The organism is Bradyrhizobium sp. CCBAU 53338 (assembly GCF_015291665.1).
Classification (GTDB): domain Bacteria; phylum Pseudomonadota; class Alphaproteobacteria; order Rhizobiales; family Xanthobacteraceae; genus Bradyrhizobium.
Window position 1 is genome coordinate 2,481,983 of sequence record NZ_CP030048.1, and the last position, 22,491, is coordinate 2,504,473.

The window sequence follows — 22,491 nt, forward strand, 5'->3', positions numbered from 1 at the left end:
CTCAGGACTTGCTGAACTTCTTGACGACATCGGCCCATTTCACAATGTCGCCGCGCAGGAACCTGTCGAACTCCTCCGACGTCATCGACATGGGTACCGCACCCTGCTCGGTCCAGAGCTTGACGATGTCGGGCCGCTTCACCAGCGCGTTCACGGCCGAATTGAGCTTGTCGATGACCGGCTTTGGCGTGCCCGCAGGGGCCATCAGGCCGAGCCAGATCGTCGCTTCGTATCCGGGAACGCCGGCCTCGCCTGCGGTCGGCACGTTCGGCAGCACCGCGGAGCGTTGCTTGCCGGTGGTCGCGAGCGCGCGAACCTGGTTTTCGCCGATGTTCGGCGCCATCGCCGGCACCGCATCGATCATCATCTGCACTTGGCCGCCGATCACGCCGCTGCGCGCCTCGCCGCTGTTGCGGTAGGGGACGTGGACGAGGTCGATGCCCGCCATCGCTTTGAACAGCTCGCCTGCCATGTGATACGGCGTGCCCTGGCCGGAGGAGGCGTAGTTCAGCTTGCCCGGTTGCGCCTTGGCGAGCGCGATGAACTCGGCAAGCGTCTTCGCCGGGACCTGCGGGTTCACCACGATGACGAGATCGGAATAATTCACCGGCGCGATCGGTGCGAGGTCGCGCATCAGATCGTACTTGCGCTGCTCCGGCGTCAGTAGCGATTCATTCGCGGTCTGGGTGTTGGACATCATCAGCAATGTGTAGCCGTCGGCCGGCGATTTCGCGGCTTCGACCGTGCCGATCACGCCGCCGGCGCCGGTGCGGTTCTCGACCACGAAGGGCTGGCCAAAGCGCTCCTGAAGCGCCTGGCCGATCAAACGGGCCGCGACGTCGGCCGGCCCGCCGGCGCCGAAGGGAACGACGATGCGGACCGCATGCGCGGGATAATCCTGTGCCGTGGACGGGCTCGCGGAGAATGCAGCAAGCAGGCCGGCGGCCAGCGCCAGCAGAATTTGTCGGGCCGTCACACCCACCTCCCTGGACTCGTTTTGTTTGATGGCACTGTAGCGGCAGCCGGAGCGGGCTGTCGACGCCTCACAAAGTCGATTTCATCAGGAATATCTGGCGCTTTTCGGTGTGGCAGCGCGGCATTTCGCGCTCGCGGGAGGAACGGGCCACACGTACGGCTTGAGCATTATGCATGGGCACTGCCGGATAAATGCCCTCGGCTCAACGGTATTTTGATGTTACCAAATTGGTCATGAACCAGCACGCCAAGATCGAGATCCGCCACTCCACCTGTCCGCATGATTGCCCGTCGGCCTGCGCGCTCGATGTCGAGGTGGTCGAAGGGCGCAGCATCGGCCGCGTTCGCGGTTCGAAAAAGCAGACCTATACGGCCGGCGTGGTTTGCGCCAAGGTCGCTCGCTATGCCGAACGCATCCATCATCCGGAAAGGGTGACGTTTCCGATGCGCCGGATCGGACCCAAGGGCTCCGGGCAGTTTGCGCGGATCACCTGGGACGAGGCGCTGGACGAGATCGCCGATCGCTTCAACCAGGCGGAGCGCGAGTTCGGCGCGGAATCGATCTGGCCCTACTACTATGCCGGCACGATGGGCCTGGTGATGCGCGACGGTCTCAACCGTCTCACCCATGTGAAGAAATATTCGCGCTTCTATCAGACCATCTGCGCCAACGTCGGGCGCATCGGCTTTGCGATCGGCACCGGCAGGATCGCCGGCGTCGACCCCCGCGAGATGGCGCTGTCCGATCTCGTCGTGATCTGGGGCACCAATCCCGTCAACACGCAGGTCAACGTGATGACGCATGCCGCGCGTGCACGGAAGGAGCGTGGCGCCAGGATCGCGGCCGTCGACATCTACGACAACGAGACCATGAAGCAGGCGGACATCAAGATCCTGCTGCGGCCGGGCACCGACGGCGCGTTCGCCTGCGGCGTGATCCATGTGCTGTTCCGCGACGGCTACGCCGACCGCGCCTATATGGACAAGTACACCGACTGCCCGAACGAACTCGAGGCGCACCTGAAGACGCGTACGCCGGAATGGGCTTCCGCCATCTGCGGCGTGCCGGTGGCGGAGATCGAGGCCTTTGCCAAAGCCGTCGGCGAGACCAAACGGACGTTCTTCCGCCTCGGCTACGGTTTCACACGCTCGCGCAACGGTGCAACACAGATGCACGCGGCGAACTGCATTCCCGCGGTGACCGGCGCCTGGCAACATGAAGGCGGCGGTGCCTTCTTCAACAATTATGCGCTGTGGCACTTCAACGAATCCGTCATCGAAGGCCATGACGCGATCGACAAGACGGTCCGCGCGCTCGACCAGTCGCAGGTCGGCCGCATCCTCACCGGCGATGCCGAGGCCCTGCTCGGCAAGGGCCCGGTCAAGGCGATGCTGATCCAGAACACCAATCCGATGACGGTGGCACCGGAGCAGGCGCTCGTGCGGCAGGGCTTTGCGCGCGAGGATCTGTTCGTCGCGGTGCATGAGCAGTTCATGACCGAGACGGCACAGATGGCCGACATCGTGCTGCCGGCGACGATGTTCATGGAGCATGACGATCTCTATTACGGCGGTGGCCACCAGCACATTTCCGTCGGTCCCAAGCTGATCGACCCGCCTGGCGAATGCCGCTCCAACCACCAGCTGTTGCAGGCGCTGGCGCCGCGGCTTGGCGCGAAGCATCCGGGCTTCGAGATGACGCCGCGCGAGTTGATCGACACGACCTTGAGGCTGAGCGACCACGGCGACATCGCCGGGCTCGAGGCCGACATCTGGCGCGATCTGCAGCCGGACTTCCGCACCTCGCATTATCTCGATGGCTTCGCGCATCCAGACGGGAAATTCCATTTCAAAGCCGATTGGGCGCATCCGCCGTTCGGCCAGACCATGGGCGATTTCGACAAGATGCCGTCATTTCCGGATCATTGGGCGGTGATCGAGCACACCGATCAGGTCCATCCGTTCCGCCTCGCGACCAGCCCCTCGCGCAGCTTCCTCAACACCACCTTCAACGAAACCCCGTCCTCGCAGGCACGCGAGGGCAAAGCGAGCGTGATGATCCATCCGCTGGATGCCGCCGCGCTCGACATCGCCGATGGCGACGCGGTGACGCTCGGCAACATCAGGGGCGAGACCACGCTGATCGCGGTGCTGTTCGAGGGCGTACGGCGCGGCGTGCTGATCGCCGAGTCCGTGCATCCGAACAGAAATCATATCGGTGGTCGCGGCATCAACATGCTGACAGGTGCCGATACCATCGCTCCCATCGGTGGCGCTGCGTTCCACGACAACAAGGTCTGGATCAGGAAAGCGGCCACGGCTTGAGCCGCGCTCGCGTTGTGTTTTCCTGCAAATTTGTGTCGAGGCGCTAAAGCCGCGCCTTCTGACAGATTGCCCTTGCACCTCGCGCCGAAGCTGCCGCAAATGGCTGCAGACCGGGAGCAAGGATTGAGCCGCATGACCGACAGCACGGGCGTCATCACGGAGAAGCGCGGCCAGGCGTTCTGGATCACCATCAACCGGCCGGAGAAGCGCAACGCGCTGAACGGCGACGTGATCGCCGGCATCGCGCGCGGCTATCGCGACGCGCATGACGACAAGGACGTTCGCGTCATCGTGCTGACCGGCGCGGGCGACAAGGCGTTTTGCGCCGGCGCGGACTTGCAGAATTCCGGTGCGGCGTTCGCGATGGATCATTCCAGGCCCAATGTCGATTATGCCGATCTGCTGCGCCTTTCGCAGAACGCGACCAAGCCCGCGATCGCGCGCGTCGGCGGCGTCTGCATGGCCGGCGGCATGGGCCTGTTGTGCATGACCGACATGGCGGTCGCAGCGGATCATGTCATCTTCGGCCTTCCGGAGGTGAAGGTCGGCGTGTTTCCTATGCAGGTGCTGAGCCTGTTGCAGCAGATCGCGCCGCGGCGCCTGATCAACGAATGGGCGCTTACCGGTGAGCCGTTCGACGCGAAGGCGGCAAAGGACGCAGGCCTTTTGAATTACGTCGTGCCGACAGCCGAACTCGACGCCAAGGTCGACTGGCTGATCGGCCGCATCGTCGACAAATCTCCGACTGCGATCCGCCGCGGCAAATACGCCATGCGCGCGATCGCCGCGATGTCGTTCGACGAGAGCATCGCCTACACCGAAAGCCAGATCGCATTGCTGGCGATGACCGAGGATGCCAAGGAAGGGCTGAAGGCGTTCGGCGAGAAGCGCAAGCCGGTCTGGACGGGAAAATAAGAGCGCCCGACGTCGCCTTCGAACTGCGCGTGCCCGCGATAGCGCCCCGCACTGCCTCCGAACCGGAGAGGGCGAGCAAGCCGAAGGGAGACGCTAATCTTCGGCGATCTGCCTAAATTTTAGACATTTTGGCTTTGCGCCTGTTTATTAATCTGAATTGCTGTCCCGGAGACGGTCCGACCGACTGTGGGCGTATGGACGGCACACACGACGACCGGGCGGACCATGACATCGTTGGGGCATTCCAAAAGCGAAAACTTTTCGCATTTGGATTTTTCCCAAACCGTACCAAGTTGCCATCATTCGGAAAAGATTGACGTTTTTCCGTTTTCGTGTACCCTGGTTCCGGATACATTCAAGCGAGAGAGCGTTGGAGCGGCGCGACCATGATGGGCGGCGAGCAGTTCGACTATGGCCAAATTGAACCCGAGGTACGGGACAGGCTGGAGGAACTCGCGGGTGTCATCCTGGAGGGCGAGAAGCGGCTGACATGCAGCGCCTTGGTGATCGGCGCCGCGCTGGTCGAAGCCAAGCAGCATTTTGCACACGGTATATTCGCGAGGTGGTGTCGTGTGGTCTTGAAAATCGAGCCGCGGACGGCGCAACTGCGCATGAATGCCGCGCATCTGTTCCAGCGCCACGGCGATGACGTGTGCCTGCTGCCGTTGACCGCCGCGCAGTATCTGGGCGCTGCATCCGTGGACGAGGTTACGGTGCTCGAAGTGCTCGCGCGTGTGCGGCGCGGGGAGCGGGTGACGGTCAAGTGGGTCGAGCAAACGATCCGCCGCGACAAGGGGGGCTCCGCCAAAATGGAGACCGACGAGGCTCAGTCGGCCCAGATCGCGGCGATGATCACGGCGACGTTGGACCTCCGCGGTTGCCGGCTCTTGCACGCCTTTCTCGAGGAGCGGCCGTCGGCTCGTCAGTTCATGGCGGATCTTGCCGACCGTGCAGCCACGAAGATTCGCACGAGCCGCGGCGCACGGGTGACGCCCGCCATGCTCAGCCTGCCCGCACCCTGATCGGGCATTCCAACGTCGTGACGTGCGACATTCGAAGGAGCCGGACGACCTGTTTTTCGTTCATCATGTGAGAGCAACGGCGCGATGATTCTCGACGAATTGCTGCAACCGATCGTTGATGCGCTGGCCGCGACCGAGCTGGGCGCTCCGAAAACGCAAGCCGTGATCGACCGGCATATCAAGACGTTCGACGGGATGTTGGAGCTTGGCTTGACCTACAAGCAGATCGCTGAGGGTCTGAACGTCCGCGGAGCGCGGGGGCGCACCGGAGCCAAATTCACCGAGCAATCGCTCTACACCTTCATCAGCCGCGCCAGGGCGAGGAAGGATCGCCCGCCTGCGGCAGAAACAAAGCGGCCGTCCGCTCGAACAACCGATTTCGGCCGGCCGTCGCCGCCGAGCGCGGCGCAGAATTCGCCGATACTCGACCGGTTCAGGGAATGCATCGAGCAGGCCCGGGCCCACGCCGCCATGGACGAGCTTCTGTTCCGCCGCGGAAAGTCGCGGTAGCGGGCATGCTTGCCGAGGAGGACCGCACCGAGGTTCAGAGGTTATTGCGCCGGGTCCGCCGTCCTACCGTCGACGTCGCGGTTCAGGTCCACGTTCTCGAGCAGGCCGCATCGTCCTTTCGACGCCGAAGTGCGCGGCGCAGATCGTCGGCTCGTATCGGAGAGGTCGTCCTGCAATTGTCCGCGCTCGTGAACGCGGCACACCAAGCGGCTCGCGCCGGCGCGTGCTCCATCCCGTCGGAAATATTGCCCGAGACGTTCGACGCGCTGGTCGGGCGCTATCCATTCTCGAACGTCGACATGGCCCCGGTCACGGGCGAGACGTTGAAGAATACGGGCGGTCGCGCGGGTTTTTCCCGGACGGCGGTGATATCGGCGCCCGTCGAGCCCCATGTTGTGAATGCGGCGCTGCGCCAGTTCCCGGGTCGACCGCATCTGGTGGCGGTCAGGTCGACAGCCTTTCCGTTTGACGCGGCGCAGAACTACTTCTTCGAGGGGTTGGAAAGGCCGACTGCGGACGATCTGAGGAGGCGGCTCGAGGATTTTATCGTTGGAATGGCGGATGTCGCGCCTGGTTTTCTCGAACATGTGCGCGATCGCGTGTGTCTGGCGACGCGAGATCCGGAACGGCAGAACCGGGGACGGCGAACGCTCTACGACTGGGCCGAGCCGTCGCCCGAGGCCCGTCTGGTGTGGGACGTGCTCGAGGCGGTCCTGCAGCCGATGACGGAGCGGCCGAAGGCGGCGGTTCAGGAGGTCATCGTTAGGATCGTCGATCTGCTGGCGGGGTCGATCGTCGCAGACGGCATCCGGTCCGACGTCATTTCGGCGATGTCGACGATCTGGGTCGCCAGCTGCCAGCACCATATCGTTGCAAGGCGTCTGTCGGGATTGCTCGACGATGCGCCACGGCAGCCGCGGACGCCGCGCCGCCTGCGTCGGCGCGGCTTCTGGATCGCCTGCCATGGCGCCGTGCGCGACTCGGCCGCAGAACTCTGGCGCCGTGCGTGCATGGGCGACCATCGCCACGTCGCGCAGCTCGGCGGCGCTTCCAAGCCCTTCGATGCGAGGTCAGCCTCGCTCGCCGTCGACATCGGCAACCCGCCGAAAGGCCGCGCTACTGGACTTCCGGTGCCGACCCTCGATCTCGCCGCCGCGGCCACCGCCGGGACGACTTTTCGATTTCTCCGCAGCCTTGCAAAATCCTGCGCGGTTCGGCTCTGCCCGCAAGCCGAGCCCGACGTCCTCAGACGATAGATATCGCTTCTTCGACGGATGGCGACAATCTACGACATTTTCGACGCAGGGTTCGTGGGAGCCTTGTTCGTCGAGCCGTGCCCTATTCAGCTGCTCATCGATAGAGGAGAAGTGGCTGGATGCCCGGTTGGTACTGCATCGTCATCTTGTCCGCCATTGGCGGCCAGGGAAAGAGCCTGTTTTCCGAGCTCGTGGCGCTGATCTGGCGCTCGCTCGGATGCCAGGTTCGGGTCTTTTCCGCGGACGTTCAGCAGCGGTTGGCAACCAAGCTCGGAAGCTGCGTCACCACGATCGACACCGATCTGCTCGACGCACCCGACGATCCCCTTGCCCTGTTGCGGGCATTTTCGCCGCTGTCTCTCGCCATCGACCAGGCGGCGAAGAGCGGCAGCAGCATCGTGCTGGACACGGCGGCCACGTGGGACAAGCCGGTCGTCCGTTTCCTGCGCGACATGGGCCTCGATAAGGTGGTTGCCGAGGGCGGGGGCCAGATGATCGTCGCGCTTGTGACGACCTCAAATCGGGACGCCATGCGCGCATTGGCGACGACCACCGGCGTAGTACGCGCTGCGCTGCCGCTCGCCCGCCCGGTGTGGGTGCTGAACGAACGGGTCGGTACCGTGTTCCCGGCGGATTTCGACCCGGGCATCATCGGCCTGGAGCCGGAGCAGTTCGACGAGATGCGTGCGGGCGTGTCGGAGATTGTGCTGCCGCGCCTCGATGATCGCCTGTGGCAGCCCGTGGACCGTGCAGGACTGAACCTCGTCGATTTCGTGACCGCCGATCCGGCGAAACTCGCCGTGTTGTGGGGTGATGCCGCAGGCCGTCCGCTCGACCGGCTCTCGGCGGCGGCGGTGCAGCGGCGCATCGCGAGCTGGATCGCCAACATGATGGAGGAGGGCACGCGGACCCTCAGGTTTCCCCAGGCCGATTAGGCTCGCACCGCACTTTGCGCGAGCCGAGCAGCGCGGGAACGAGGCGGCTCGCAGGCTAATCCGGCGTCTGGCCCGGTCTAGCAGCCATCATAGTTTGATCCGCGACCTTCCATGGGAGCTCCAATTGTTGACACGAGCCGAACGCGAGCAAGTCCTCAGACTGCGGGCCCAAATCCGTCGGAGCCGGATCGGCCCGTGCGAGCGTAGGCTGCGGCAGATCGGCCGCTGGATCGACGCCGTCTGGAGCAAACTCGCGTGAACGGGGACAGCTCCAGGCAGGGCCGCACAGAGCCGTTGGCGAAGCATCCAGAGATTGGCTGTAATACGCCAAAGGGGACCAGCGCCCCCGTTTCCGTACGCATGGCGAAGGATCTCAAGGACGACGCCATCGAGCGTGCGGCCTCGAGGGGGATCGATCTCGGTCAATACATCAGGGATCTGATGGAAGCCGACCTGTACGAAGCGCGTCCGCGCAGGAGGCGCGCCAAATACGACGGAATACGACAAAAGCTCGCGGAAATACACGCGGCCATCATTGGCTGCGCGAACGAGGTCAAGCGGAGCGGCACCCGGGTCGCGGATACCGAACATGATGGGGAGATGATCACCTTGCTGCGGGATGCCGTATCCGCGTTGGTGCTGCTCGCCCGCTCGATCGGGCCGCGGTGATGATCGCGCGCGCCTTTTCATATCGAGCTTCATTGACGGACGCCCGCCGTCTCGATGCGCACCTCTGGAAGGCGAAGGACCAGCGTCCGGAGCTGCTGGAGATGCGCAATCTTTGCGTCGATCGGACCATCGACGGCATGCAAGCGATGGCGGCCCTGACGGCGGCGTCCCGCGCCAAGATCGCGTTCTGGCATCTCTATATTTCGCCCCGGCGCACGTTGACGGCCGCCGAAGCGACGCAGGTCGTCGACCTCGTCGTAACGGAACTGAAGGCCAATGGTCACCCGGTGCTGGTGTTCGCGCACAACGACAAGCCTCGGGCGGGCGGCGGGGGGGCAAATCATCTGCACGTCGTGATTGGTCACGTCTCGCCGACAACTTTTCGCGCACTCGACATGCGCCACCATGCGCCGCGACTGCATAAAGTCATGGCGCTCGCAGCCTATCTGATCGAGGGGGAGGCCGTCCCGAGCCCTTGGCAAAAGTCGATAATCGAGGCGCTTCGCGCCGACGGCAACGATCACGTCGCCGACTGGCTGGTCGACGAGCTCGGGAGCATGCCGGTCATCAATGCGCCGCGCATGACCGATTCCATGCGTCGATCGGCTCAGGCGGTCGGCTTTCCCCTGAGCGGGTTTCAGTCGGGGCTGGAACGACTATGGAACAGCCCAGCGACGGAAGCGGAAATCGCCGCGTTCCTGGCTCGGAACGGCGTGACGGCAAGACGCGGAATTGCGGCGAATGTTGTCGCGTTCCACCATGAAAAGCTGTACGTCGGATCGCTGCACCGCATTCTCAGGCAAGGCGCCTCGATCGTCCATCAAGAAGCGCAGCGCCGGATCCCCCGATTTCTCGACGCCTATGAAAGCATCGAACCGGATGCCGCTCCATTGCGCGCTATGCCAGAGTTCCAGAAGCCGACGGCTTCCGAGCGGCGTGCCCGCCTCAATTTGCAGAAAAGGATCGATGCGATCGAGGGGCCGCTGGCCCGCTTGAAGACGGAACGCCTATCCCTGATCTACCGGCCGGGCCATGCCAGCCCGCACGAGCAGAAGTCCCAGGACGAGATCGCCATCCGCATCCATCGTCTTGCCCGGGCTGAGACCATTCTGGAGAATGCGATTTCGCTCTTGTGGCAGGATGCGGGGTGGATGGCCAGACCGGAGCTTGAACTGATGCAGGCCGCCGAGAAGGTCGTCGCCTCGGCGGCGGAGGACATTCCGCCCGATCGGTCGGACGTTGAAATCGTGCTGCGCGAGGGAGACGAACAGGCGCCCGCTCCGGGCTGGAGCCCCTAATCGCGGAACTTCCTCCCGGTTGAGAGGCTTCGAAAGCGTCGTCAAGCTGCAGGCTACGAACCGGAGAGGTTTCGATGGCGACGCCCGAGGCCTCTGCGCGCCGGTCGGACCCGGCGTTCGAGGGAGATCGTTCAATGGCGGCTTGCCTGGCCGTCGCGTTGGCGCAGCACGATCTCGACGAGGCGGCGGAGCCGCCGCACCGATCCGCCGCGCCAATGCTGCGCGATGGCGGATGTTTCGGCCGGGCTCAGGCCATCGATCCAGCGCTGGTCCAGCCCCTGGTCGCGCAGGATGTCGGTGACCACCGCGGGCAGTAGAGCCTGAAGGTCGGCCTCTGTCGGCTTGGGGAAGTCCACCTGGCGGAAGCGATCGAGCAAAGGGGAGGGCAGATTGTCGATGAAATTAGCCGTCGCAACGTAGCAAACGTGCCGCAGGTCCACGGTGGTTTGAAGCGCGGGGTCCGGATATTGCCGTGCCGAGTCGATCTCAAGGAACCCGAGAAGGCAGTCGAACAGGCGGCCATGGTCTCTTCCGATCGCGGCCTTGTCGATCTCATCGAGCAGGATCAGCACGTTGGCGTGCCCGGCGCGGGCGATCGCCAGAAGCGGATGGCATGGCTGCGCGGTCGACCATCTGCGGTCGGTCCCGGAGAAGGCCGCGCCATCGGCGCCGCTGGAGTCCGTCCGCCACAAGCCGATGCCGAGAAGCTGCTGCAGCCGTTGCGCGAACCGGGTCTTGCCGCCCCCGGGCGGCCCCACCATCAGCAACGGGCGGAAGCCGACGGTGGGACGGCCGACCAGGTCGGACAACACGAAATCGACGACATCGGCCGCGTAGCCGAATTCCGCCATCAACTGACAACGCACCTCCGCAAGCGGCGGCGTCTTGATCAGCGGCAAGGGCACGTCGATCAAGGCCTTGAGCGGCGTAATGATCTCCTTGAATTTGTGGCCGGCCATGGTGACCGGGTCCGTCCGCACCACGACGACATGGCCATCGGGAACGGGCAGCGGCATAGCCGCGTCAATGTCGCTGCGCGCGGCCTTCCGCTCGTCGGCTTCGCGCAGACGCTCGCGCGAGCGGGCAAATGCCTTCTCCTCGGCTTCAGTGATCCTGCGCCGGGCCATTCGGGCGCCGAGCATCGCCGCCGCCAGGATTGCCGGCGTCTGGAAGGCGCCTACCACCTCGTGCGCGCAGACGGGAAGCGCCGCCCAGCCATAGACCACCGCCTCGACCTCGGCGGCGAGCTTGAAGGAGATGGACTGCGGAAGCTTGCGAAAGGCTGCAGCAAGCGCGCCCGCGACACGGCGGTGCTCCTCACCTAACGCCCTGTCGCGGGGTAGCGCGAGCGAGATCAGCCGGACGCAATCGGCAAGGCTCCGGCACTCCGACTTGTCTTCGCGGACCGCCCGGTGGTCGAGCTCAACGGCAAGCGCGCATCCGCTGGCGGCATCGGGCGTGTCGATCCAGGTCGCGGTCATGGCGATGCCGGGGCAGACGGTCTCGATCTCGGCGGCGAGGCGGTGATAGACGGACTGGTCGGCGCGCGAGGCCAGCACGGCGTAGCGCAGCACGCGTGGCAAGCCGGCGGTGTCTTGCTCGCCGGATGCGGAATCCTCGGCCGCGCCTTCGATGAGATTCTCGTCGAGGTCGCTCAACGGCAGGTCATCCAGATCATCGACCATGAGGTTGCTCGGCTCGCGTCGACGCCGAAAGCACGGCGGCGGCCGGTCCTGTTAATTTGCGGATCGCTCTTGCCGCCGCGGACGCGGGCAGGCCCCGCCGAAGCGATCGACGAACATGGACGCCGCAGGAAACTTTCTGCGGCGTCCGATCGCGCTCGGGTCTAGAGCTGCATCAACGGGCGCTGCGTCGGATCGACCGGCCGCCACTTCGAGCTGTCGACATGCGCGCCGCACACCGACTTGGCCGCGGTCGCCATCGAGGCGAAGGCGATGTCGACGGTGATACGCATGCGATCGACGGCACCGGGGATCGGCGTCAGCACGCCGGCCTCGAACAGGGCGGCGCGACGAGCCCGGGTCATCGGGCTCGCGCTCGGATTCGTGGCGATGCGGAAATCCGAGCCGGCCGCCACGACGAAACGGTCGTTGGCCGGATAGCCGCGCGCCCAGATCGTGTCATCATAGCGCAGCTCGAACTCCGCGCCGCCCGGCGGCAGGTGCACGTCGATCTCCATCGGGCCGCTCTCGGCGTCGTCGGTCGTCTCCGGCGACAGCGCCGGCGCGTCCACCTGCGGGATGCCGCCCGGGGCGGGTTCGAACGCGGTCACGCCGGCATCGAACAGCAAGCGCTTGGCGTCTTCGAGCATGCGTTCGTACAAGGGCAGTTCGAGCGGATCGATCTCGGGCATCCGCGGCGGGCAGCCGGCGACCACCTTCATGACGCCGCAGCGATCGGCCGCATGCGTCAGCCAGAACTGCAGGTAGGCCGCGGTCTCTTTCGTGAAGCGCACCTCCTTCGAGGTCCCGCGCACCACCGCCATCAGGTGGGCCCACGCCTTCTGCGGATCGGCGAGGTGTTCGCCGACGCGCCGGCTGAAGCAGTTCGTTTCGCCGAGATAGATCGGAGCGCTGCCGTCGGCGGCGTTGCCGGTCATGGCGTAGAACGCCGGGCAGGCGAGCTCGCTCGCCACGAGCTTGGAGGCGAGGCTCATGGGAAACACCAGCACCTTGACGTGAGCGGCGCGGTCGATCACCTCGCGAACATCAGCAATACCGCCATAAGGGCGGTGCACATGGCTCGTGGTGCGCGTGCTGACGGGCGGCTTTTCCTTGAAGTACGACATGTTGAAGATCTCCTGTTCGTTCGATTGCCCATCGAGATCCGAACGACGAGCCGTCCCGGCATCTCACATGCCGAGAAGCTATGCCGTTCGGAAAGCTCGCTGGAGCGGGGGCTAGTGGATCGCGATCGACGACGGCGAAAGATCGCCGTCCGTGCGCATCGGGTGGTCCGGCGAGCCCACGAGCCGCGGGCGCGCGAGGCGAGACGGGACAGCCATTTGGGAGACAGGAAGATCAAAAGCGAAAAGCGCCGACGAATCGGCAATATACTGACGGATAGCCATTGGTAGACTCCTATTCAGTCTGCTGTGGTTAGGTCGCCGTCCGATCTGGTACATCGGCGGCGGCCGCCTTTGCGGTCATCGCTCGGGCGAGACAAACATAGAACAAATTGTGGCCGTGCGCCACCTCGAAATATCGTTAATTTCCACGAAATCCCACCCCTGGGATCTAGGCCTCACCAATTTGTGCGGCCAAGCCCTCGCCAATGTGCAAGCCGAGGCGACGACTGCAGGCATGACAGTCGCCTTATGGATGATGTGCTGCGAGGCGTTTTGGCACGCAGTTGGGTCGCGATCATCCCGAACGAATGGTCTGATCGGCTAGTCTAGCCGCCTCGCGCTTTCAATAGCTAGACTGCCAGTGCAACGACCCGGATCAGTTGACCGCCTGGTCGCCGATGCAGCAGAAGCGCTTCGGTCTCTTCGCCCAAGCGAAGGGGAGAGGTGCAGTCGCAAAATCCCACGGGCGACATTTTAGGGTGCGCAGCGCTCAAGTGGAGCGACATCGCTATCCCGCGTTGGCCTTCAGGCGAGCGGCCTGGATACCAGCGACCGCGCAGGCCTCGTCATTGTCCGAGGTGTCGCCGGAGACGCCGACGGCGCCGAGGAGGGTGGTGCCGTCCATGATCAGCACGCCGCCGGGGACCGGGACCAGCGCGCCCTTGGCGATGGTGTTCACGGCGTCGATGAAATAGGCCTGCTCCTGGGCGCGCTGATACAGCGCACGCGAACCCATGCCCATCGCAAGGGCGCCGTAGGCCTTGCCGTGGGCGATCTCGGCGCGCATCAGGCTGGTGCCGTCCTGCGCGGCCGCGATCTTGAGCACGCCGCGTGCGTCCAGGATGGTGACGACCAGCGGCTTCAGCTTCAGCTCGGCGGATTTGGCGAAGGCGGCGTCGAGGATCTTTCGGGCGGTGTCGAGCGTGAGGTCAGCCATGACCGGGTTCCTTTGCAGCTGGAGAAGCGGGTTTGGTTTCGGCGCGGTCGAGGCTCATCGCCAGCACGCGGGCGACGTGAAGCGCCTCGCGCTGCGCGCCGTCGTGGATCTGGTGGCGGCAGGAGGTGCCGTCGGCGACGACCAGCGTGGCCTGGTCGGCGCGGCGTATCGCTGGCAGCAACGACAACTCGGCCATCTCGATCGAGGCGTCATAGGTCTCAGTGCCATAGCCGAACGCGCCGGCCATGCCGCAACAGCTCGATTCGATCGTCTCGACCTCGAGGCCGGGCACGAAGCGCAGCACCTGCTCGACCGGCCTGAAGGCGCCGAAGGATTTTTGGTGGCAATGGCCGTGGACGACAGCCTTTTCAGTGACGGTGCCGAGCGGCAATTGCAGCCGGCCGGCCTCGGCCTCGCGCACCAGGAATTCCTCGAAGGTGAGCGCGCGCGCGCCAACCGCCTTGGCGTCGCTGTCCTGGCGCAGCGAGGCGAGTTCGTCGCGCAGTGTCAAGAGGCAGCTCGGCTCGAGGCCGACGATCGGCACGCCGCGGGCGGCGAAGGGCGCGAAGGCGGCGACGAGACGGTCGAGCTCGGACCTGGCTTCATCGACGAGCCCGGCAGACAGGAAGGTGCGGCCGCAGCACAGCGGGCGGCTGCCGCTCGCGGGTCTGGGCAGGTGCACGCGATAGCCGCCGGCCGCGAGCACGCGCAGCGCGGCTTCGAGGTTTTCGCGCTCGTAGATGCGATTGAAGGTGTCGGCGAACAGCACGACCTCGCGGCCGGTCTCCGGACCGACCGCTTCGGCCGGCGGCACGAACACGTCGCGGCGGAAGGCGGGAAGGGCGCGGCGCGCGCTGATGCCGGCAACGCGCTCGAACAGCTTTCGCAGCAGCGGGCTATGGTTGCGCAAGTTCGCGAGCGGCGCGAGGCGCGAGGCGAGGCCGGCATAGCGCGGCAGATACCCGACCAGGCGGTCGCGCAGCGTCAGGCCATGCGAGGCCGCGCGTGCCGCCAGCACCTCGATCTTCATCTTGGCCATGTCGACGCCGGTTGGGCATTCGTGGCGGCAGGCCTTGCAGGAGACGCAGAGCTTGAGGGTCTCCATCATCTCGTCGGAGGACAGTGCATCAGGGCCGAGTTGGCCCGAGATCGCCAGCCGCAGCGTGTTGGCGCGGCCTCGCGTGAGGTCCTTCTCGTTGCGGGTGGCGCGGTAGGACGGGCACATCACGCCGCCCTCGAGCTTGCGGCAGGCGCCGTTGTTGTTGCACATCTCGACCGCGCCCTGGAAACCGCCGCCGGCGCCGGGCCAGGCCGACCAGTCGAGCCTGGTCTTGAGGTCGGCGACGCGATAGCCCGGCTTGAAGCGGAACAGCGAGCGGTCGTCCATCCTGGGCGCGTCGACGATCTTGCCCGGATTGAGCACGCCAGCGGGATCGAAGCGCCTCTTCACCTCGCGGAAGTCGGCGACGAGGCGCTCGCCGAACATGCTCTCGTGGAACTCGGAGCGCACCAGGCCGTCGCCATGCTCGCCGGAATGCGAGCCCTTGTATTCGCGCACCAGCGCGAAGGCTTCCTCCGCGATGGCGCGCATCGCCTTGACGTCTTTTTCGAGCTTGAGGTTCAGCACGGGACGGACATGCAGGCAGCCTTCGGAGGCGTGCGCATACATCGTGCCGCTGGTGCCGTGCTTGGCGAACACCTCGTTCAGGCGCTGTGTGTAGTCGGCGAGATGCGGCAGCGGCACGGCGCAGTCCTCGACGAAGGAGACCGGCTTGCCCTCCTGCTTCATCGACATCATCACGTTGAGGCCGGCCGCGCGGAAATCGGCGATGCCGCGCTGCAGTGCCGGCTCCGCTATCTCGACCACGCCGCCCCATTTGCGCGGCCCGTTGTTCCAGCCGAAGCCGAGATCGCCCATCAGCTCGCCGAGCTGCTTCAGGCGTTGCAGATTGTCCGCCTGGTCCTCCTCGGCGAATTCGACCACCAGCACGGCATCCGGATCGCCCTTGATCGCCGCATCGATGATCGGCCGGAACATCGCGATGTCGCGGCCGAGCGCGATCATGGTGCGATCGACCAGCTCGACCGCGATCGGCTTCAGCTTGACCAGGTGCTGGGCCGCATCCATGGCCTCGTAGAAGCTGCCGAAATGGCAGACGCCGAGCGCCTTGTTGCGGATCACGGGCCACAGCTTCAGTTCGACCTTGGTGGTGAACGCAAGCGTGCCTTCGGAGCCGACCAAGAGATGCGCCATGTTGTTGGGTGCATTACGCGGCACCAGCGCATCGAGATTGTAGCCGCCGACGCGGCGCTGCACCTTGGGGAAGCGCGCGGCGATCTCGTCGGCCTCGCGCGCGCCGAGATCGAGCATGTCGCGGAACAGGTTGCGCATGGCGCCGGCGTCGAGTTCGGAGAGATCGCGCGAGACCTCGCCAAACCGGCTCAGCGTGCCGTCGGCAAGCGAAGCCTCCAGCGACAGCGTATTGTCGCGCATGGTGCCGTAGCGAAGCGAGCGGCCGCCGCAGGAATTGTTGCCGGCCATGCCGCCGATGGTGGCGCGCGAGGCCGTGGAGACGTCGACCGGAAACCACAGGCCGTGTTTTTTGAGCTGGCGGTTGAGGTCGTCGAGCACGATGCCCGGCTCGACCACGCAGGTACGGCCTTCGACGTCGAGCGACAGCATCCTGTTGAGGTGCTTCGACAGATCGACCACGAGCCCGTCATTGACGGTCTGGCCGCATTGCGAAGTGCCGCCGCCGCGCGGGGTGACCTTCGCGCCCTCGTCGCGGGCAATCGCCAGGGCCAGCAAGGCCTCGTCCATGGTTCTGGGGACGACCACGCCTGACGGCATGATCTGGTAGAACGAGGCGTCGGTGGCGTAGCGGCCGCGGCTGAAACCGTCGAACAGGACGTCGCCGGTAATTTCCCGGGCGAGGCGTGCCGACAGGCGGTGCTTTTGGGCCGATTCTTGTGGTTTTCCGGCCACTTCCGCTGCCATGGTCCGCTCTCGTCTGTTCGCGGGCACCGTCTTGCCTACTGCCACCGCCGTTTGCAAGGCGAGCGATGCTTCCTGTGCATTGACGGCCATCCTTAGTCGAGGGACAAGCCGGTCGAATAGTGATATGCGAACGGCTCGCTGAGGCCCCCGATGGGGCTGTCGTGCTCAGGGCAATACAGACTCAAAGACCGGGAAGGACGCCGATGACCGTGCACACTGGAAGGCATTTTCTACAGATTCCAGGACCGACCAACGTGCCCGACCGGGTGCTGCGGGCGATGGACATGCCGACCCTGGACCACCGCGGTGCGGAGTTCGCCGAGCTCGGTTTTGCCGCGCTTGCCGCGATGCAGCGAGTGTTCCGCACCAAGCAGCCCGTCATCATCTTCCCCTCGTCCGGCACCGGCGCCTGGGAAGCGGCGATGGTCAACGTGCTCAAGCCCGGCGACAAGGTGTTGATGTGCGAGACCGGACAGTTTGCCGTGCTGTGGCGCGGCATCGCCGACAAGTTCAAGCTCGATGTCGACTTCATCCCGAGCGACTGGCGCCATGGGGCCGATCTCGCCGAGATCGAGAAGCGTTTGAGCGCCGACAAGCAGCATGCGATCAAGGCGGTCTGCGTCGTCCATAACGAGACTTCGACCGGCTGCGTGACGCCGCCCTTGGAGGTTCGCAAGCTGCTCGATCGCGTCAAGCATCCGGCGCTGCTGATGGTCGACACCATCTCCGGCCTGGGGTCGATGGAGTATGAGCACGACGCCTGGGGCATCGACGTTTCGGTCGCGGGTTCGCAGAAGGGCCTGATGCTGCCGCCGGGCCTCGGCTTCAACGCCGTGTCGGAAAAGGCGCTCAGCGTTGCCAAGGCCAACGAGGGCATGCGCTCCTATTGGGACTGGCAGGAGGTCATCTCCTTCAACAAGCTCGGCACGTTCCCCTACACCCCGGCCACCAATCTGCTGATGGGCCTGCGTGAGGCCGTCAAGATGCTGGAAGAGGAGGGCCTCGAGAACGTCTGGTCCCGCCACAAGCGCCACAGCGCAGCGACGCGCGCCGCGGCCAAGGTCTGGGGCCTCGAGACGCAGTGCGTCGATCCGGCGGCGCATTCGCCGGCGCTGACCGGCGTGCGCGTGCCTGACGGCCATGATGCCGACGCCTTCCGCAAGGTCGTGCTGGAGAACTTCGACATGTCGCTCGGCACCGGCCTCAACAAGGTCAAGGGCAAGGTGTTCCGCATCGGCCATATCGGCCATTTCAACGATCTGATGCTGATGGGCACGCTCGCCGGCGTCGAGATGGGCCTGGATCTTGCAAAGATTCCGCACCGGAGCGGCGGTGTGCTGGCGGCGATGGACGTCCTGAAGGGACGCGACGCGGTGCCGATGACCAAGGCTCAGGTGGCCTGAACTAGCTTGGAAGGTGAAAAGCGCGATGAACGCACCGACGACTGCTAACGAAGACCTGCTCTACTCCGTCACGGACGGCATCGCGCGGATCACCTTCAACCGGCCCCAGGCACGCAACGCCATGACCTTCGCCATGTATGACCGCATGGCGGAGATCTGTCAGGAGATCAACGCCGATCGTTCGATCAAGGCGCTGATCCTCACCGGCGCCGGCGACAAGGCGTTCGCCTCCGGCACCGACATTTCCCAGTTCCGCGCCTTCAAGACCCCGCAGGACGCGCTCGACTACGAGGCGCGGATCGATCGCGTGCTCGGCACGCTCGAGCGGTGCCGCGTGCCCGTGATCGCGGCCATCGCGGGCGCCTGCACCGGCGGTGGCGCCGGCATCGCCGCCTGCTGCGACCTTCGCATCGGCACCGAGACCACGCGGATGGGCTTTCCGATCGCGCGCACGCTCGGCAACTGCCTGTCGATGTCGAACATCAGCCGCGTCGTCTCGCTGGTCGGCCCCGCCCGCACCAAGGATCTGATCTTCAGGGCGCGCCTGGTCGAGGCGCAGGAAGCGCTGTCGCTCGGCTTGCTCACCGAAATCGTGCCCGATGTCGAGACGCTTCAGCGCCGCGCCGACGAGACTGCAAAGCTCGTCGCGAGCCATGCGCCGCTGACGCTAGAGACGACCAAGGAAGCGGTGCGCCGCATCCGTCCGACGCTATCGCGTGAACAGGGCGAGGATCTCATCCTCAAAGCCTATATGAGCGAAGATTTCCGCGAGGGCATGGACGCCTTCCTCAACAAGCGCACGCCCAACTGGAAGGGCAAATAACTCTCGGAAGTTGTCGGTCCCTACGTTCGACTGTCAGGCGTCCACCGGCGGGCCAGTTCGACAGCAGTTGCGCCGGATCAGCCCTTGGGATTACGGAACAGTCGATAACCCCAGAGAACCTGCGCCCCTCGCTTCGACGGCGCAGCTCTGGTGAACACCTTTACTGCGGTCGGTTGGTTTCCGACCAAGACCAGCGCGTCACTGAAACAAATGTTCACGCTATTGCGGCGACACGATCCGGCTTGCACTCCATCGCGTCCAATGTAGAAAAGAATTGCGTTAGTCTTGTGTGTCGACAGCGACAAGCGAGTCACAAAGCCGATGCCGGTGACGTCGCCCGTGACAACGCTCCTGCTCATCAGCACAGCTGATGGCGTGCCCTCTGATGGAACGCCAATTCCAGACTCATTAAGAAGGCTCGTTCGATCAGCCATGTTTCGATTGATTGATGCTTCTTGCGGCGCGATGGACCAAAGACCATTGCCGCTGTTTGCGCCAACCATGGTGTCACGTGCAGTCATATGGACCGCGCCAGTTCCTTCACTGCCATCTACCCTAATGCCGAAGCCATTTGTTTGTATCTAAACTCGATTTGGCGATGCCCTCGATTTGGCGACGCGCTCATTGTGTTGGCGTCGGTGTTTTGCGCTCCGACGAACATTCCGCCGCCGGTCGAGCCAATTCCGTTACCTGAAATCGCGGTGTCGGACACGGAGTTCGAGCAACACCACTAGGGAACGCCATCGAGAGCAGGCTGCTACCCGTCAATCGCTCCTGACCAAGGCCGAAACCACGTGAAGCGCCGCCATCGGTCGCGGTGCGGGCTGGTTGGACAGCGGTGGGCGGCTCGTGAAGCGCCGTCGCCGACCCACGGAGCGCGATCGGCAGCGGCCGATGACGCTACCGCCGGCGGCTGAAGTGTTGAGCAGATGTGCCAGCCGGCTCACGCTGGCGGGCCGTTTAATACTGCCAAAGCGCCGCCACGGTCGTAGATAACTTCGCATCGTTTTGATTTACGTCCGCCCCCCGGATCGCCGCCTCGCTCTTTGCGGAAGTTGTCAATCCATCCGGGGGCAGGGGCGGCGATCACTAGGGCGTCGAGCCTTCGGGGCTTGCGGCGCGATCCCAATCGTACATCCTATTCGGTAACAGGCTAATGACGTGGTGCGAACAGAAAAGAGCCTGCCGTGGCATTAAGCAGGCGGCCATGCAGCTTTTGGGATCTGCAGAACGCTGATGGTAGCAGCTGCAGCAGCGACGCATAGCGGCGCATGCGGCTTTCGCATGGCGCACTTTGATACGCCTCAAATCGGTGCACGCCGGCGAGCTACGCGAGCTCAGCAGTTTTGATGCAACTTTCTTTAACCTTTCCCGCCGAGATTGGCGTGCATGGCATTGGTTGAAAGATTACATTGGAACTACCCTAGTGTGTATTTGCGCTGGACCGTTGTTGCAGCGATTCTTGTGTCGGTCATGTTGGCCCAGATACCCATGGTGCTCAACGCGGACTTGGGCTGGCTGCTTACCGTGAACGAAAAGATTCTCGCCGGCAAAAAGCTTGGAGTCGATCTTTTCGAGTCTAACCCGCCTTTATCGGTCTACATGTACATGCCCGCCGCGATTCTGGCCGGCATGACTGGCGCCCCTCCTGAATTCATCGTGATCGTTCTCGTGATCGGCGGGATCCTCAGTACGCTCCTCGTAATCGACCGCGCGGCCAAGCATGCGCGGTATGAAACCAAAGACCGGAATCTCTTGGCGTGGTGCTTTGCACTTCTACTGGCAGTGCTTCCTGGTGCCACATTTGGACAACGCGAACATATTGCTGTAGTAGCGCTGACGCCCTTTGTGGCCATGACCGCGATACGTTGGAGATGCCTGAACCCCGGGCCAATCGCCATCCTTGCAGGACTGGGGGCGGGGCTAGCCATCAGCATCAAGCCCTTCTTCGCTCTAGTCATCGGTTTTCCGATCGTCGTCGCTATCATGCGTCAACGCTCGATCAGGCCGCTGCTGACGATCGAAGCATCGGCAGCCGCTGCCACCGCAATCAGCTATGCGGCGTTCGTCGCCGCCTTCTTCCCTGCCTATTTGTTTAACTATGCTCCAATGGTTACGGAAGCATATCTGCCGATCAGAAGGGAATTTGGCAGTCTAGTTGTTATTCCGATCTCCGTGATAGGCGCTTCGCTCGGGTTTTTGCGCATCGCAGCTTCTCACAAGGTCATGACCTGGAGTGAGGCAGCGCCTTGGCTCGCCGCATCGGTTGGGGGAGCTGCTTCCTTTTTGGCACAGGGTAAGGCATGGCCATATACAGCTCTTGCCCTTTGTGTGTTCGCGGTTTCAGGGCCTCTGCTGCTGTACTGGAGGAACAGGGCGAGCACGTCGGTCGTAGCTGCAGGCTGCTTTATCATTCTTCTCATCGGCATTTTTTTGTCGAAACCGGCGCCTGGTTTCCCACCGCTGGAGCTGCGTGTCGAAGCCCTCGTGAAGCATCCGCGCCTGCTGACGATCACCGACCACATAGGTCTGGGACATCCGCTTGTGCGCGAACTCGACGGGGTTTGGGTGGGGAGTTCCTGTGCCCAGCTCTTAGCCGCCGGCGCAATCTTGCGCGAGCAAGATCCGCAATTAAGCGACGACATTCGAGTAAAATTGGACAACATTATTGCCTTTGAGCGACGTCAACTGCTGAACGGACTGCGGGACGGGCGTCCCGATGTAGTTTTGGTCGACACCTATCTCTTCAGCACGAATCGCTTCGACTGGTTGACATGGGCGAAATCGGACCCTGAAACTCGAGCCGAGTTAAACCGCTATCGTGAAGTCGAGGGTGTCGGTCGGGTTCGGATTTTTGTAAGTGAATCGCAGGTAGGGGAGCGCGCTCGGTTTTAGCGCCTGTCCGAAGGCGAAGTGCTTGCGCAGTTACGACTTGCGGATAAACCGCGCGTCGATAAGCAGCCGGATCAAGAAGCACAAACTCCACCGCGCGAAGTCTCGCGGGTGACGGTTAGATCGGCGCCGTCGTTGCTTGGTCCGGGGGAGCAGGAGCATCCTTCGGACGTGTCCCAGTCCTGGCGAGCCCCTGATCCAAGCCCGACGACACTGCCTGCGGCCGGCGGCAATGCACCGTCGCTCCTGAATCCTATTGCTTCCACGACCATCAATGACCGGAAGTAAACTTAAGCCAAGCAACTGAAACAGCTAATGAAGATTTCTGGTTGACGGAACTTCGGATATCAGCGGATCTATCTTGCCGTCGTCGCTTTGCCTAGCGGCTGTGACGGTGCGGTGCTGGCGCCGTCTTCGGCGCTTGCCCAGCGTTTGCGCGAGGCCG

At 64.1% G+C, this 22,491-nt stretch carries 18 protein-coding genes; 11 read left to right on the top strand and 7 right to left on the bottom strand.

The window, feature by feature from the left end:
• Window position 1: 1 nt before the first annotated feature.
• Window positions 2-976, bottom strand: coding sequence for a tripartite tricarboxylate transporter substrate binding protein (locus tag XH90_RS11720; RefSeq protein WP_194481544.1), 975 nt, complete (start codon window positions 974-976; stop codon window positions 2-4).
• 233 nt (window positions 977-1,209) lie between these two features.
• Between XH90_RS11720 and XH90_RS11725 the strand changes: the two genes are divergently transcribed.
• The 8 genes from XH90_RS11725 to XH90_RS11760 all read left to right on the top strand — a co-directional run bounded on the left by XH90_RS11725 (window position 1,210) and on the right by XH90_RS11760 (window position 9,905).
• Window positions 1,210-3,300, top strand: a complete 2,091-nt coding sequence (locus XH90_RS11725) for a molybdopterin oxidoreductase family protein (protein ID WP_194481546.1) — start codon at window positions 1,210-1,212, stop codon at window positions 3,298-3,300.
• Between the two features lie 132 nt (window positions 3,301-3,432).
• On the top strand, window positions 3,433-4,215 hold the full coding sequence (locus XH90_RS11730) for an enoyl-CoA hydratase/isomerase family protein (RefSeq protein WP_194481548.1): 783 nt from the start codon (window positions 3,433-3,435) through the stop codon (window positions 4,213-4,215).
• 386 nt (window positions 4,216-4,601) lie between these two features.
• On the top strand, window positions 4,602-5,237 hold the full coding sequence (locus XH90_RS11735; protein WP_194481550.1) for a hypothetical protein: 636 nt from the start codon (window positions 4,602-4,604) through the stop codon (window positions 5,235-5,237).
• Between the two features lie 84 nt (window positions 5,238-5,321).
• Window positions 5,322-5,747, top strand: a complete 426-nt coding sequence (locus XH90_RS11740) for a hypothetical protein (RefSeq protein ID WP_194481552.1) — start codon at window positions 5,322-5,324, stop codon at window positions 5,745-5,747.
• A 5-nt stretch (window positions 5,748-5,752) separates the two neighbouring features.
• Window positions 5,753-7,003: a hypothetical protein gene (locus XH90_RS11745; protein ID WP_194481554.1), complete on the top strand. Its 1,251-nt coding sequence runs from the start codon at window positions 5,753-5,755 to the stop codon at window positions 7,001-7,003.
• Between the two features lie 119 nt (window positions 7,004-7,122).
• On the top strand, window positions 7,123-7,938 hold the full coding sequence (locus XH90_RS11750; RefSeq protein ID WP_194481556.1) for a hypothetical protein: 816 nt from the start codon (window positions 7,123-7,125) through the stop codon (window positions 7,936-7,938).
• A 360-nt stretch (window positions 7,939-8,298) separates the two neighbouring features.
• Entirely contained in the window at window positions 8,299-8,607 is a 309-nt protein-coding gene (locus XH90_RS11755) for a hypothetical protein (protein ID WP_194481558.1), read from the top strand.
• Window positions 8,607-9,905, top strand: a complete 1,299-nt coding sequence (locus XH90_RS11760) for a relaxase/mobilization nuclease domain-containing protein (RefSeq protein WP_194481560.1) — start codon at window positions 8,607-8,609, stop codon at window positions 9,903-9,905. Before XH90_RS11755 ends, XH90_RS11760 begins: the two co-directional genes overlap by 1 nt.
• A 131-nt stretch (window positions 9,906-10,036) precedes the next feature.
• Here XH90_RS11760 and XH90_RS11765 read toward each other — a convergent pair whose 3' ends face one another.
• From XH90_RS11765 to XH90_RS11785, 5 genes are all read right to left on the bottom strand, one after another.
• Window positions 10,037-11,590 (bottom strand): AAA family ATPase, encoded by a 1,554-nt coding sequence (locus XH90_RS11765; protein WP_194481562.1) that lies wholly within the window; start codon window positions 11,588-11,590, stop codon window positions 10,037-10,039.
• Window positions 11,591-11,751: 161 nt separating this feature from the next.
• Window positions 11,752-12,714, bottom strand: coding sequence for a hypothetical protein (locus tag XH90_RS11770; RefSeq protein ID WP_194481564.1), 963 nt, complete (start codon window positions 12,712-12,714; stop codon window positions 11,752-11,754).
• Between the two features lie 111 nt (window positions 12,715-12,825).
• Window positions 12,826-12,996, bottom strand: a complete 171-nt coding sequence (locus XH90_RS11775) for a hypothetical protein (RefSeq protein ID WP_194481566.1) — start codon at window positions 12,994-12,996, stop codon at window positions 12,826-12,828.
• A 505-nt stretch (window positions 12,997-13,501) separates the two neighbouring features.
• On the bottom strand, window positions 13,502-13,930 hold the full coding sequence (locus XH90_RS11780) for a heme-binding protein (protein ID WP_194481568.1): 429 nt from the start codon (window positions 13,928-13,930) through the stop codon (window positions 13,502-13,504).
• On the bottom strand, window positions 13,923-16,928 hold the full coding sequence (locus XH90_RS11785) for an FAD-binding and (Fe-S)-binding domain-containing protein (RefSeq protein WP_194481570.1): 3,006 nt from the start codon (window positions 16,926-16,928) through the stop codon (window positions 13,923-13,925). Before XH90_RS11785 ends, XH90_RS11780 begins: the two co-directional genes overlap by 8 nt.
• 203 nt (window positions 16,929-17,131) lie before the next feature.
• Here XH90_RS11785 and XH90_RS11790 point away from each other — a divergent pair, with 203 nt between their 5' ends.
• Together XH90_RS11790 and XH90_RS11795 are read left to right on the top strand one after the other, a co-directional pair.
• Window positions 17,132-18,331, top strand: coding sequence for an alanine--glyoxylate aminotransferase family protein (locus XH90_RS11790; RefSeq protein WP_194481571.1), 1,200 nt, complete (start codon window positions 17,132-17,134; stop codon window positions 18,329-18,331).
• Between the two features lie 25 nt (window positions 18,332-18,356).
• Entirely contained in the window at window positions 18,357-19,154 is a 798-nt protein-coding gene (locus XH90_RS11795) for an enoyl-CoA hydratase/isomerase family protein (protein WP_194481573.1), read from the top strand.
• 77 nt (window positions 19,155-19,231) lie between these two features.
• Here the strand turns inward: XH90_RS11795 and XH90_RS11800 are convergent, their stop codons facing one another.
• Window positions 19,232-19,675 carry a hypothetical protein gene (locus tag XH90_RS11800; protein WP_194481575.1) on the bottom strand — a complete coding sequence of 148 codons (444 nt, stop codon included), beginning with the start codon at window positions 19,673-19,675 and terminating at the stop codon, window positions 19,232-19,234.
• Between the two features lie 868 nt (window positions 19,676-20,543).
• Here XH90_RS11800 and XH90_RS11805 point away from each other — a divergent pair.
• Entirely contained in the window at window positions 20,544-22,049 is a 1,506-nt protein-coding gene (locus XH90_RS11805) for a hypothetical protein (protein WP_246755773.1), read from the top strand.
• The last annotated feature ends 442 nt before the right edge of the window (window positions 22,050-22,491 follow it).